Annotated in this window: 12 protein-coding genes and 1 tRNA gene; 12 read left to right on the top strand and 1 reads right to left on the bottom strand. The window is 55.6% G+C overall.

The features are described 5' to 3' along the window. Positions 1 to 51 precede the first annotated feature (51 nt). The 8 genes from ACLL9E_RS08715 to ACLL9E_RS08680 all read left to right on the top strand — a co-directional run bounded on the left by ACLL9E_RS08715 (position 52) and on the right by ACLL9E_RS08680 (position 7,198). Positions 52 to 696 carry a TetR/AcrR family transcriptional regulator gene (locus ACLL9E_RS08715; RefSeq protein ID WP_411291348.1) on the top strand — a complete coding sequence of 215 codons (645 nt, stop codon included), beginning with the start codon at positions 52 to 54 and terminating at the stop codon, positions 694 to 696. Between the two features lie 53 nt (positions 697 to 749). Beyond that, positions 750 to 824 (top strand) — tRNA-Val (locus ACLL9E_RS08710). Between the two features lie 189 nt (positions 825 to 1,013). Continuing rightward, positions 1,014 to 1,955, top strand: coding sequence for an NAD(P)H-dependent flavin oxidoreductase (locus ACLL9E_RS08705; protein WP_411291347.1), 942 nt, complete (start codon positions 1,014 to 1,016; stop codon positions 1,953 to 1,955). An 8-nt stretch (positions 1,956 to 1,963) separates the two neighbouring features. Next, positions 1,964 to 2,359, top strand: coding sequence for a ribose-phosphate pyrophosphokinase (locus ACLL9E_RS08700; protein WP_411291346.1), 396 nt, complete (start codon positions 1,964 to 1,966; stop codon positions 2,357 to 2,359). Then, positions 2,356 to 3,717 (top strand): phosphotransferase family protein, encoded by a 1,362-nt coding sequence (locus tag ACLL9E_RS08695; RefSeq protein WP_411291345.1) that lies wholly within the window; start codon positions 2,356 to 2,358, stop codon positions 3,715 to 3,717. Before ACLL9E_RS08700 ends, ACLL9E_RS08695 begins: the two co-directional genes overlap by 4 nt. Next, complete coding sequence (locus tag ACLL9E_RS08690; protein WP_411291344.1) at positions 3,717 to 4,982, top strand: acyl-CoA dehydrogenase family protein; 1,266 nt, start codon at positions 3,717 to 3,719, stop codon at positions 4,980 to 4,982. Before ACLL9E_RS08695 ends, ACLL9E_RS08690 begins: the two co-directional genes overlap by 1 nt. A 99-nt stretch (positions 4,983 to 5,081) precedes the next feature. Further along, positions 5,082 to 5,888 carry a TIGR03084 family metal-binding protein gene (locus tag ACLL9E_RS08685; RefSeq protein WP_411291343.1) on the top strand — a complete coding sequence of 269 codons (807 nt, stop codon included), beginning with the start codon at positions 5,082 to 5,084 and terminating at the stop codon, positions 5,886 to 5,888. A 5-nt stretch (positions 5,889 to 5,893) separates the two neighbouring features. Beyond that, positions 5,894 to 7,198, top strand: coding sequence for an amidohydrolase family protein (locus ACLL9E_RS08680; protein WP_411291342.1), 1,305 nt, complete (start codon positions 5,894 to 5,896; stop codon positions 7,196 to 7,198). On the opposite strand, the gene ACLL9E_RS08675 is transcribed toward ACLL9E_RS08680, so the two are convergent. After that, positions 7,185 to 8,273, bottom strand: coding sequence for a DUF2855 family protein (locus ACLL9E_RS08675; protein WP_411291341.1), 1,089 nt, complete (start codon positions 8,271 to 8,273; stop codon positions 7,185 to 7,187). The genes ACLL9E_RS08680 and ACLL9E_RS08675 overlap by 14 nt on opposite strands. A gap of 100 nt (positions 8,274 to 8,373) precedes the next feature. Between ACLL9E_RS08675 and ribB the strand changes: the two genes are divergently transcribed. The 4 genes from ribB to ACLL9E_RS08655 form a co-directional block, all read left to right on the top strand. After that, positions 8,374 to 9,675 (top strand): 3,4-dihydroxy-2-butanone-4-phosphate synthase, encoded by a 1,302-nt coding sequence (gene ribB / locus ACLL9E_RS08670; RefSeq protein WP_411291340.1) that lies wholly within the window; start codon positions 8,374 to 8,376, stop codon positions 9,673 to 9,675. Then, a complete protein-coding gene (gene ribH / locus ACLL9E_RS08665) occupies positions 9,675 to 10,094 on the top strand; it encodes a 6,7-dimethyl-8-ribityllumazine synthase (RefSeq protein WP_411291378.1) in 420 nt (139 codons plus the stop codon). Before ribB ends, ribH begins: the two co-directional genes overlap by 1 nt. A 4-nt stretch (positions 10,095 to 10,098) precedes the next feature. Further along, entirely contained in the window at positions 10,099 to 11,700 is a 1,602-nt protein-coding gene (locus ACLL9E_RS08660) for a carboxyl transferase domain-containing protein (RefSeq protein ID WP_411291339.1), read from the top strand. Between the two features lie 5 nt (positions 11,701 to 11,705). After that, positions 11,706 to 13,358, top strand: a 1,653-nt coding sequence (locus ACLL9E_RS08655; protein WP_411291338.1) for an acetyl/propionyl/methylcrotonyl-CoA carboxylase subunit alpha, incomplete at its 3' end; no start/stop codon positions are given.

Below are 13,358 nucleotides of genomic sequence, written 5' to 3'. Positions count from 1 at the left end.
TTTGCTGTATATTCCACAAAACTGTAATGCTTATATAACACAGGAATAAATATGGCCCGCCCGCACACCGATATTGAAGCCGGAAGAAATGCTTTGCTCGAGGTCGTGGACGATTTGATCCGCAAGCGCGGAGCCGTTGATATTTCAATGACGGATTTGGCGGCTGCGGCAGGCATGTCGGCGTCTAATCTCTATCGCTTTTTTGATAATAAAGAAGCCCTGCTCGAAGCTGTTGCCGAGCGTTTCTTCGCCGAAAAAGTAAGGATCATGGTTGAGGTGACCGAGTCCGATTTGCCGGTTCGGGACAAGATGTACCAGTATTTTGCGCGGCGATACCTTGCTATGGTCGAGCAATTCGAAGCGGAACCGGATCTGTTAAAAAGCTATCTCGAGATTGGGGAGCAATATTTTGAGGTTGTGCGCGGCTATGTCGACCTTGGTGATCATTATCTGTCACTGATTGTCGCAGAAGCGATGGAGCAGGGCTATTTTGACAACCTTTCAATTGACGAGACTGTTTCGCTCATCAACCAAATGGTGCAATGCTACACCAATCCTGAAGCGCTTTTTTATATCGGTACGGCGAAGCTAAAGGTCGAAAAACTTGCGAAAATTGTCGACGCAATATTTCTCGGGCTTGGCAAGGCTTCTCTGGCCAAACAGCCCGCCACCCCAAATATGAAAGTCGTTTCCTAAATCTTGCCAAATCCTGTTCTCTCTGGCAGACGCCCGCATCTGTCGTAACCGACGGGCGATTAGCTCAGTGGTAGAGCACACCCTTCACACGGGTGGGGCCACAAGTTCGAACCTTGTATCGCCCACCAGTTTTTCGGATCAAGGAAACGTCCGGGGGACGTTTTCCCGAAAAACTCCCGAACTCAAGCGAGGGGTGCAGTATTAAAAGGCTAGCATCGGCCATCAATGTCCTTCCCAACACATATTCGCTTTTACAACCTGTGCTTGCTCATTTAAGCACATGATTAAATTGTAAGAGCAGGAGGGGCGCCGACAGCATGAGACCGATCAAGAACCGAATGACCGACTTGCTTGGGGTCGAATATCCAATCATTCAGGCACCAATGGGCTGGATTGCGCGTGCGCAACTCGCGTCTGCGGTTTCGAATGCAGGCGGACTTGGCATTATTGAGACCTCGTCTGGTCAGTTGGACGAAGTCCGCGCCGAAATCATCAAAATGCGCGAATTGACCGACAAGCCATTCGGAGTAAACATCGCGCAAGCCTTTGTACGCGATCCCGGCATTGTCGATTTTGTCGTCGATCAGGGTATCAAATTTGTAACAACGTCTGCAGGCGATCCCAACAAATATTGCGCGCCTTTAAAGGCTGCAGGGCTGACCGTCTTTCATGTTGTTCCGACACTGGCAGGCGCTTTAAAGGCGATAGATGCGGGCGTTGACGGCCTGGTGGTTGAAGGCGGCGAGGGTGGAGGTTTCAAAAATCCGAAAGATGTCGCGCTGATGGTATTGCTGCCGCTTATTCGTAGCAAGGTGGACGTGCCCATCGTGGCCGCAGGTGGCATTGTTTGCGGACGGACGATGGCCGCGGCCTTCGCACTTGGCGCCGAGGCCGTGCAGATGGGCACGCGGATGGTCAGCGCTGCTGAGTCTCCAGTCCACCAGAACTGGAAAGACGCAATCATCAACGCCAAAGAAACCGATACTTTGTTCCTCAACCGCCATGGGCCGGGGCCGGCCTTGCGCGCGTTGCGGACTGAACGTACGACGAAGCTGGATATTGAGCCAACCGACAATATCATGGCTGAAATGCGCGGTGTGCTTGATTTGTATTTTGGCGGTGACATGGAAGCTGCGATTGCACTTTCCGGGCAGGTTGCGGGACGTATCGATGCCGTGAAGCCAGCTAAACAAATCATCGACGAAGTGATGGACGAGTTTTACGCTATCTTAGGCGCATTGCGTAACGACTATCTTTAGGAGCCGATTTGGACCGAGCCCTCGAAGAATTCCTGCATGATCCTGCGGCCGATGTTTCCGCATTGCACGACGTTGCGCGGATTAAGAAGATTTTGGAACAATGCGCGCGCGAGGGCCGCGCTATCAGCTACTCGGAGCTTTTGCTGAACCTTGGTTTTCGTTTCACGCGGCCCAAAATGCGTGCCGTGTGCAAGACGTTGGATAAAATTGACCAGATCAACTTCGAAGAAGGCACGCCTGCACTTGCAGTCCTTGTAGTGCGCGAAGGTGATGGCCTTCCCGGGCAGGGCTGGTGGACCGGGCGCACAGATTACCAGGGCGAATGGACCGGGCCACAGGCGCAGGCCCACATTCGCAAGCACCAGGATGTCGTCTTTGCATATTGGCAAAGGCAGCCTCGTTGAACAATGAATTTGCTGCCTCGCTGATGGCCTTTGCGCGGCGGGTGCTTGGCGGGGCAGTTTCGGTTGAAAACCTTACTCAGCTTACCGGCGGCGCGAATATGGAAAGCTGGTCATTTGATTATGCAGGGCAGGGATATGTGCTGCGCCGCTCACCTTCTGTAGAGCTGATGGCCGGGCGAACATATGGCCATGATGTTGAAGCCGCCGTCGTGCGTGCCGCTTTTGCTGCTGGGGTGAAAGCTCCAGAAATTGTCGGGGAAATTGAAGCCGGAGATGATTTGGGCACTGGCTATTTGATGCGCCGGGTCGAGGCCGAGGTAAATCCAGCGCGGATACTCGGCCAACCCCCGCTTGCACTATTGGATGATTTTGCACGCGAACTGGCCGCGATCCACGCGGTATCTCTAGCTACTCTTCCCGAATTACCGGCAACGACGGCGGGAACTTTACTGGGCGACTTGAAGTCGCGGTTTCTAAGTTTTGGCGGGGATCGCCCTGTCATGGCCTTGGCGTTCAAATGGCTACAGGATCACCTGCCGCCACCAGCAGACGCTGTTCTCCTTCATGGTGATTTCCGGATGGGCAATATCATGGTGGATCCCAAGGGCCTTGCGGCGGTGCTCGATTGGGAGTTGGCGCACCTAGGTGACCGGCATCAGGATTTGGCTTACGGCTGCATCAACAGCTGGCGTTTTGGACATATCGACAGGCCAGCATTTGGCATTGGCCAACTCGATACATTTTTCGCTGCGTATGAACGCGAAATCGGCCTTGTAATTGAGCCTGAACGGTTCCGCTGGTGGCTGGTCTATGCCACTTTGTGGTGGGGTGTTTGCTGTCTCCAAATGGCCGATATATGGCGCAGCGGGAAAGATGCTGGCCTTGAACGTGCAGTAATTGGGCGACGTGCTTCTGAGACTGAGGTCGACCTACTTATGTTGTTAGAAGATGATGCGCCTGTCGAAGAACAGCAACGTTTTTTCCACTTTCATCCTGGGTCCATCCCGTCGCCAACCAAGATGGCTGACGGGACACCGAATAGCGGAGAGCCATCTGCCACCGAGTTGCTTGACGCCCTTGCAAACTGGATTGAAACTGACATCAGGCCCCATTCCACTGGTCGCGACCGGTTTATGGCTGCCGTTGCGATGAACGCTATCGGGATACTGAAACGTGAGGCGGAAACACCAATCGAGTTTCATGATAAGCCGCTGGCCGATGACCTGCTGTCCGGTCGTAAATCCCTCAGTACGCCCGGGCTGCTGGCCCAGTTGAAAGCAGTATCGTTACAAAAACTGGCGGCTGATCAACCTAAATATTCTGCGCTCGCGGTCGCTAGACAGAAATGGAGTCAGTAATGCTTTTCGAGATCCCCAAGGACATCACCGATTATTTGGCGGAGCTTGATGCTTTCATTGATCGCGAAATAAAGCCTATCGAGGCGCGTGACGACAATATCCGCTACTTCGACCATCGCCGCGAAAATGCGCGAACAGACTGGGACAATGACGGCCACCCGCGTGCCGATTGGTGGGCGTTGCTGGCCGAGATGCGGCAGGTTGCGGACAAGGCGGGACATTACCGCTTTGCTATCCCTGCAGAATATGGCGGCAAGGATGGCTCCAATCTTGCGATGGCTGTTATTCGCCATCATTTGGCACACAAAGGGTTGGGCCTGCACAATGATTTGCAGAATGAAAGCAGCATCGTCGGAAATCTGGTGCAGGTGTTGATGTTACGTGATTTTGGAACGCCTCAGCAAAAGGCAGCATTTATCCCGCCGATGTTGGAAGGCAAAATGGGCTGGAGCTTTGGTTTAACCGAGGAGGATCACGGGTCAGACGCGACGCATATGGACACGCGCGCGGTTCACGAAATGCGTGACGGCGTTGCGGGATACCGCATCAACGGCAACAAGATGTGGACGACTGGCCTGCCATATACCAGCCATGTCATGACCTTCGCGCGCACCAATGGCGAAAATGGAAAGGCGCGCGGCATTACTTGTTTCGTTGTGCCAACCGATGCGCCGGGTTTCGAAATCGGCCAATATATGTGGACATTCAATATGCCCACTGACCATCCAAAAGTGAAGTATACCGACGTCTGGGTCCCCGAAAGCGCGATATTGGGAGAGTTAGATAATGGCCTCGCGGTAGCGCAGCATTTTGTTCACGAGAACCGCATCCGGCAAGCGGCAAGTTCGCTTGGTGCGGCACAATATTGCATCGATGAAGCGGTAAAATACGCCCGCGAGCGCAAACCTTTTGGCAAACCACTTGCAGTGAACCAAGCCATCCAATTTCCGCTTGTCGAGTTGCAGACAGACGCAGAGATGCTGCGCCTGCTAATTTACAAAACCGCTGCCGAAATGGACAGTATGTCCAAGCCCGAAGTTGCGGTGCGGTTGTCCGATAAGGTCAGCATGTGCAACTACAAGGCCAACCGTTTGGTGTGCAATGCGGCTGATTTTGCGATGCAGGTGCATGGCGGGATTGGCTATTCGCGCCACAAACCGTTTGAACATATTTACCGGCACCATCGGCGCTATCGTATTACCGAAGGAGCCGAAGAGATTCAGATGCGCAAGGTAGCAGGCCACATGTTCGGGTTCATGGGGTAGGAAAAATCTCATGCTGAGGCGCAGAGAACGCCGAGGAGTGTGTCTCCTAGTCTCGGCGTTCTCTGCGCCATTGCGTGAACAAAAAATGAAGCAGGAGTGATGATGCAGCAGGCAACAGACTTTTTCGAGGAATGCAAGGCGCTTGATCGACTTCTTGGTTCGCTAAGTGAAGCAGACTTTGAAACGCCGACCCAGTTCAAGGGATGGACGATCAACAACATCATCCGCCATCTGCACGTTTGGAATATTGCAGTGGATTTATCCCTGCGGGATGAGGCCGCCTTTGGCGCGTTTGTTGCCGCGATGATGGCGGGGGTCCGTGGCGGCAATCTGCCCGAATTTGAAGCAAAATATCTGGACGGTCTTTCAGGTGATGCTTTGCGCAGCACATGGATACAACGTGCCGAGGCAACTGCCGCCGCGTTTGGTGCCGCTGACCCAAAGCAGCGCCTGAAATGGGTCGGCCCGGACATGAGCGCGTTGAGTTCAATCACTGCGCGGCTGATGGAGACATGGGCGCATGCCCAAGCGATTTACGATGTGCTAGGGGTAGAACGCATCGATACCGATAGGATCGGAAATATCGTGCGTTTGGGGGTGAACACATGGGGCTTTACATGGAAGAACCGCCGGATGGAGCCGCCTGGCTTGATGCCGCGTGTGCGGCTTGAGGCTCCATCGGGTGCAATTTGGGAATATGGTGAGGCAAGCGATAGCGGCACAATTTTGGGGAACGCGACCGAATTTTGTCAGGTCGTAACGCAATGTCGCAACGTCGCTGACACCGCGCTTGAAGTGAAGGGCGAAGTCGCGCATCAATGGATGTCAGTTGCACAATGTTTTGCCGGGCCGCCGCAGGACCCGCCATTAAAGGGCGCTCGCTATCGAGCGGATAGGGGAGATTAAACCACATGAAGAAACTTGTTTTCGTTTCGGTCGCTGCAGCATTTTTAGCAACGGCGTCTCTAGCTGCGCAGCCAGTCGATCAGGTGACCGTTATTCATGCTGGGCAGCTGCTTGACCGGCCAGGCAGTGCGCCGCGCGGACCGTCCACTGTTATCATCCGCAATGGCAAGGTTGCTGAAATACTGACCGGCTTTCAATCTGGCCCTGCGGGCGCAACATTGATCGACCTGAAAGATCGGTTTGTCTTACCCGGCCTAATTGACAGCCATGTGCATCTGGACAGCGACGCAGGCGGTGATGCAGCGTTGATTGAAAGGGTGACCGACAGCCCGGCGCGCGCCGCCTATCGCGCCGCTGGCAACGCTAAGAAGACGTTGATGGCTGGCTTCACGACTGTACGTAACTTGGGTGATGACAGCGGGGCTACACTTGCTCTGCGTGATGCAGTTGCTGCAGGGGAGTTGCCCGGACCGCGTATCATTGATGCCGGGCGCGCGATTTCGACGACCAGCGGTCATATGGACTCGACGCTCTCCGTCGCGGAAGACCTACATGGCAGCATCGGTCAGGAAAATCTGTGCAATGGTGTCGAAAGCTGCCGCGAGGCGGTGCGTAAGCAGATCCGGCGTGGCGTTGACGTTATAAAGATTGCGACGACCGGTGGCGTAAATAGCCGTATTGGTTCGGGCTTAGGCCGACAAATTTTCGATGACGAGGTAAAGGCGCTTGTCGACACTGCGCATCTTTACGGCAAGAAAGTCGCGGTACACGCCCATGGCGATGATGGCATTAACGCTGCGCTTGCTGTCGGCGCTGATTCTATTGAGCATGGCACCATGCTTACCGACGAGAGCATCAAATTGTTCAAGTCAGCCGGCGCCTATTATGTGCCGACACTGTCGACCGTAAATGGCTATCTCGAGCGCTTGGCGGCGAACCCAAACGCCTATCCACCCGATGTGCTCGCCAAGGTTAAATGGCGTATTGGCGTGACCGGAAAAAGCCTTGCCAAGGCTTACCCAGCGGGAGTGAAAATTGCATTCGGCACAGACGCGGGCGTTTCAAAGCATGGTAAGAACGCGGACGAATTTGAATTGATGGTCAAACATGGCATGCCCGCCAGTGCCGCCATTCAGGCTGCTACCATGAATGCTGCGACCTTGTTGGGCATCGACAAGGAAGTCGGATCGCTTGAACCCGGTAAAGCCGCTGATTTGATTGCAGTCGCAGGTGATCCAATCGCGGACATTACTGTGCTCAAATCTGTCCGCTTCGTGATGAAGGACGGGCGGGTGTTCAAGGACGAATGATAATGCCCTTTTTCGGGTCCATCTGACCATGAAGCGTTTCGACAAAGGCGGTTGCAGCTGAATCAAGGCCGGTGCGCTCTTCAATATCGACAACATTTTCGGTCGCGGTAAGGAAGCTTTTCCAACTGCGGCCGACGGCTTCGCCAAAGCCCTTGGGTCCCAGCTCCTGAACCGCAGCAACGGCGTGGTCCGGGGCGAAGAACAGGACGGGTTTCGGCCCGGACAATTCGCCGCCGCTCGCGCCCGCGCTATTCATGCCGCGCGCATCGACGTGCGTGGCACCGACAAGGCAGCTATAGCGAAGCTGATTGGCGAATGTGTCATGAATTGACCGCAGAAGTGCCGAATTTCCCGCAAAATCGACACAAACCGACGCAGACTGGGGTAGGGCGCTGACATCATCATAAGCCATCACTTCGTCATAAAGACCGGTATTCGTTACGAACCCCAAATTTCCCTGAGAAGTAAGGCCAATTCTTCTAATCTTTGGTGATAGGTCTTTGGCTACGCTTGCTAATCCCATAGCGGTTTTGGAGGAGGCGCTGGTCATGATCAACGTGTCTGCGCCAAACCAGTTTTCTCGTCGAAACATCGCCTCAATCAGAAAGCCGGTTTTAAACAATGGCCCGAACAGCATGCGCTCTGCCTCTTTGGCAGGATCATGCTCGGGGTCGGCATTCAGGCGGCTGTACTGATTGTAGATGGGGCTCATCGGCTGCCGGTGTGCGGCCATGTCCGTAAATCCGGCTGCCGACACCTTACCGGGAAACACATCGAGATGTGTTCCCATAGGCAAATAGCCATATACACGCTCGCCAACGACAAAGTCTGGATGGTGCGATTCTTCGACGACGGCATGACCCCACATCGGCACGATTCCAAAGTCGCCTTCCGCTGGGAAGAAATTCCAGTAGCCAAACATGTCGCCGATGACAGCGTAAGTGACGTTGTTCGCGGTCACCGAGAAGCTCTCTATCTTCATGCGAACGGCCTGATCTGCCAATTCCGATAAGGGAACATCATGCAGATGATGTTCGGTAAGCGCGCCTTTGTTGAACCAAATTGTCTCCGCCATTGCACTCTCCCACAAATCAATGTGATTCAAGCTTTGACATTCACATTGCAGTGTGAAAAAGCGAATCGATATCCGTTATGTTGCGGACTTTGGAGGTCGTATGTCCACTCAATTAATTACGAAGTTACGCAGCTTGGTGAATGACGGCGGCTTATCGCGGTCGGGTCTTGCACGCGCGGCGGGCCTTCATGCGAACACATTGCGTGACCTCGATGAACCAGGCTGGAACCCGACCGCCGACACGTTGCGGAAGCTTGAGAGTTATTTGTTTTCTAACGATGACACACCCTCGCTTGTACCAATCGAGGAAATCATCGAGGAAGCGCGCAACGGCCGCATGTATATTCTTGTCGACGACGAGGACCGCGAAAACGAAGGCGATCTTATCATACCGGCACAAATGGCAACGCCGGATGCAATTAACTTTATGGCGACCCACGGGCGCGGCCTGATCTGTCTTTCGATGACAAAAGTACGCTGCGAGCAGCTTGGCCTGACTCCAATGGCCCGTGAAAACCGCGAAAGCATGCAAACAGCATTTACGGTGTCCATAGAGGCCCGTGAGGGCGTCACGACAGGCATAAGTGCCGCTGATCGCGCCCGCACGATATCGGTTGCTGTGGACGCGTCTATGGGGCCAGACGACATTGTTTCACCGGGTCACGTCTTCCCGCTCACGGCGCGCGACGGCGGCGTTCTTGTCCGCGCTGGTCATACCGAGGCTGCCGTTGATATCAGCAGGCTGGCGGGGTTAAACCCGTCAGGCGTGATCTGCGAGATCATGAAAGATGATGGCACGATGGCGCGGATGGACGACCTTGTTGCCTTCGCCCGCATGCATAACCTCAAAATGGGGACAATCCGCGACCTCATTGCTTATCGCCGCAAGCATGACCACCTTGTCGAAAAGCGCGCAGAAATGAAGTTCAACAGCCGCTGGGGTGGCGATTGGACCGCGATGACCTTCTTCAATAAAGCCACAAGCGATGAGACCATTGCATTGGTCAAAGGGCGCATTGATCCTGACAAACCGACGCTGGTGCGCATGCATACCATGTCGATGTTTGTTGATGTATTTGGCGAAGAGAGCGAGCGTTCGGGCTTACTGTCGCGCTCAATGGAGGCAATTGCGGCGGAAGGCGCTGGCGTCATTGTGGTTATCAACAAGCCCATGAAAAATGTCGTTTCCCGTTTCATGCAGTTGCGTGCCGAGGGCAAGCAAGCGGGAGCGCCGGAGATTGAGGAGCTGCGTGATTATGGTGGGGGCGCACAAATCCTGACGGAACTTGGCGTGCATGACATGATATTGCTTACCAACACACATCACACGCTCGTTGGGCTTGAAGGCTATGGCCTTTCCATTGTAGGCGAACGGCCTATCCCCGGCACTGGAGGCGAATGATGGCGAAATTCCTGATAGTAGAGGCGCGGTTTTACGACCATCTGAACGACATGCTCGTAGCTGGCGCGAAGGCCGCGCTCAAGGCGAAGGGCCATGAGGTTGAAGTTATCACTGTGCCTGGCTCGCTCGAAATTCCGGGCACGATCGCGATGGCCGCCGAGGCGCAATTATATGATGGCTTCGTTGCTATTGGTGTGGTCATCCGCGGCGAGACCTATCATTTTGAAATTGTTGCTGGCGAAAGCGCGCGCGGCATCATGGCTTTGACAATGGACGGCATTGCGATTGGCAACGGGATATTGACCGTCGAAAATGAAGCGCAGGCGCTTGTCCGTGCAGACCCCAAACAAAAGGACAAGGGCGGCGAGGCGGCGGTTGCCGCGATGGCCTTGCTAAATCTGCAAAATCGTTTCAATTGAAACGATGAGCGCACCAATATTATCAAGCCAGATCAACACCGAATCCGACGACTTTAAAAAACGCGGCGCACACAACATGGTGTTGCGTGATCAGCTTTGGGCGAAGGTTGCGGACGCCGCATTGGGCGGTAACGAGAAATCGCGCGAAAGGCATACGTCGCGCGGCAAGCTATTGCCACGCGAGCGCGTGGAACGCCTGCTGGATCCCGGTTCGCCTTTCCTAGAAATCGGCCAGCTAGCAGCCTGCGACCTGTATGATGGCGAGATTCCCGGCGCTGGCCTGATCACCGGCATTGGCCGCGTTTCTGGCCGCCAGTGCATGATCGTATGCAACGACGCGACGGTGAAAGGCGGCACTTATTACCCGATGACCGTCAAAAAGCATCTCCGGGCGCAAGAAATTGCTGAGGCAAATCGATTGCCGTGTATCTATCTGGTCGACAGTGGCGGAGCAAATTTGCCGCATCAGGACGAGGTTTTTCCCGACCGCGATCATTTTGGCCGGATATTCTTTAATCAGGCGAATATGAGCGCGAAGGGCATCCCGCAAATCGCCTGCGTCATGGGCAGCTGCACCGCTGGTGGCGCATACGTTCCTGCAATGTCCGACGAAAGCGTGATTGTCCGCAACCAGGGGACCATCTTCCTCGCCGGCCCGCCACTCGTGAAAGCCGCGACGGGCGAAGAGATCAGCGCCGAGGATCTGGGCGGCGGCGACCTCCATGGCCGCAAGTCGGGCGTGGTCGATCATGTCGCGGAGAATGACGAGCATGCGCTGACGATTGTGCGCGATATCATCAGCCATCTGGGCCCAATCCACAAACCCAACATCGACCTCAAAGAGCCGCTCCCGCCGAAATTCGATGCGGAAGAGCTTTACGGCGTGGTGCCTGACGATGTCCGCGCACCATATGATGTGCATGAAGTGATTGCGCGCTTGGTCGATGGCAGCGAGTTCCACGAATTCAAGGCGCTTTACGGCACCACGTTGGTATGCGGATTCGCGCATATCTGGGGTATGCCAGTCGCGATCCTTGCCAACAACGGCGTGCTGTTCTCCGAAAGCGCAGTCAAAGGCGCGCATTTCATCGAACTCGCCTGCCAGCGGCGGATACCGTTGCTGTTCCTCCAGAACATTAGCGGCTTCATGGTGGGCGGCAAATATGAGGCGGAAGGCATCGCCAAGCACGGCGCAAAGCTGGTTACCGCCGTCGCTACCGCCAGCGTCCCCAAAATTACTGTGCTGATCGGCGGCAGCTTTGGCGCAGGCAATTACGGCATGTGCGGGCGGGCGTATTCCCCGCGCTTCCTCTTTACCTGGCCCAATGCGCGGATCAGCGTAATGGGCGGCGAGCAGGCGGCTTCTGTTTTGGCTACGGTGCACCGCGATGCGGAGAATTGGACAGCCGAGGAGGCCGAAGCCTTCAAGGCGCCTATCCGCCAGAAATATGAAGATGAAGGCAATCCTTATTACGCGACGTCGCGGCTGTGGGATGACGGCATCATCGACCCTGCACAAACCCGCGACGTGCTTGGCCTCGCTTTTACAGCGGCGCTGAATGCACCAGTCGAGGAGGCGCCCCGCTTTGGGGTGTTCCGAATGTGAGTAAGATGATCCAATCCCTCCTCATTGCCAACCGGGGCGAGATCGCCTGCCGGATTATCCGTACTGCGCGGGCGATGGGCATTCGCACGGTTGCGGTTTATTCGGATGCTGATGCCAAGGCGCTGCATGTGCGCCAAGCCGATGAGGCAGTGCATATTGGGCCGTCGCCAGCGCGTGAGAGCTATTTGGTGGGCGAAAAGATCATTGCCACGGCGCTTTCCACCGGCGCAGAGGCGATTCATCCCGGCTATGGTTTCCTTTCCGAAAACGCCGAATTCGCGCAGGCGGTGATTGATGCCGGCCTCATCTGGGTCGGACCGAACCCTGTCAGCATCACGGCGATGGGTTTGAAGGACGCTGCCAAGACATTGATGGCGGAAGCCGGCGTGCCTGTGACCCCCGGCTATATGGGCGAGAACCAGGACCCGGCGTTCCTGGCCGAGCGTGCGACAGAGATCGGCTATCCCGTGCTGATCAAGGCTGTGGCTGGCGGCGGTGGCAAGGGGATGCGCAAGGTCGACGACGCGGCCGACTTCATTGACGCGCTCGCCTCTTGCCAGCGCGAGGCTACCGCGTCGTTCGGCAATGCGCATGTCCTGATCGAGAAATATATCCAGCGCCCCCGCCATATCGAGGTGCAAGTGTTCGGCGACACCCACGGCAACATCGTCCATCTGTTTGAACGCGATTGCTCGTTGCAACGCCGCCACCAGAAGGTGATTGAGGAAGCCCCAGCGCCCGGTATGGACGACACCACCCGCGAACAGCTTTGCGCTGCGGCTGTGAAGGCCGCCAAGGCGGTCGATTATGTCGGCGCAGGAACTATCGAATTCATCGCCGATGCATCAGACGGCCTGCGCGCCGACCGCATCTGGTTCATGGAAATGAACACGCGGTTGCAGGTCGAACATCCGGTCACCGAGGAAATCACCGGCGTCGATTTGGTCGAATGGCAACTCCGCGTGGCAAGCGGTGAACCGCTTCCGCTGGGTCAGGATGAATTACATATCAATGGATGGGCGATGGAAGCCCGGCTATATGCCGAGAACCCGGCGACCGGTTTTCTCCCATCGATCGGCACCCTCGATCATCTCGAATTCCCTGAAAAATTACGTGTCGACACGGGGGTCGAGCAGGGCGGTGAGGTGTCGCCCTTCTACGATCCCATGGTCGCTAAGTTAATCGCTTGGGGTGAGACGCGTGAAGACGCCATTGACCGCTTGTATGATGGCATTGACGGCACTGAAGTGTGGCCTGTCAAAACCAATGCAGGCTTTTTGGGTCGGCTGCTGGATTTGGACGAATTCGGTCTGGGTGAAGTAGACACTGGCCTGATCGCACGTGAAGTCGATGCGCTTATCCACCCGCCAGAACCCGAACCCGAAGAGCTTGCTGAAGCGGCGGCCTTGCTGTGCGCCAGCCCAGGGGAGGGACCGCTGAGTGCCCTATTGGGTTTCCGTCTCAATGCGCCGACGCGTGCCGAAGCACGCCTGTTGGATGATGCCGGCCATGTGCATGTAGTTCAATTTGACGAGATAGATGCCGATGAGCCGACCGCAGATGTGCTCACCTTTTCCGATGGCTTTGCGCGCCGCTATGTTCTGCATGAACCACGCGGCTCCGGCCAAAGCGCCGCGAGCGATGGCGCGATATTGTCG

This window comes from Sphingorhabdus sp. (assembly GCF_046596595.1).
Lineage (GTDB): Bacteria > Pseudomonadota > Alphaproteobacteria > Sphingomonadales > Sphingomonadaceae > Sphingorhabdus_B.
Note: the sequence above shows the minus strand (reverse complement) of the source record. Positions and strands in the feature narration are given on the sequence as shown.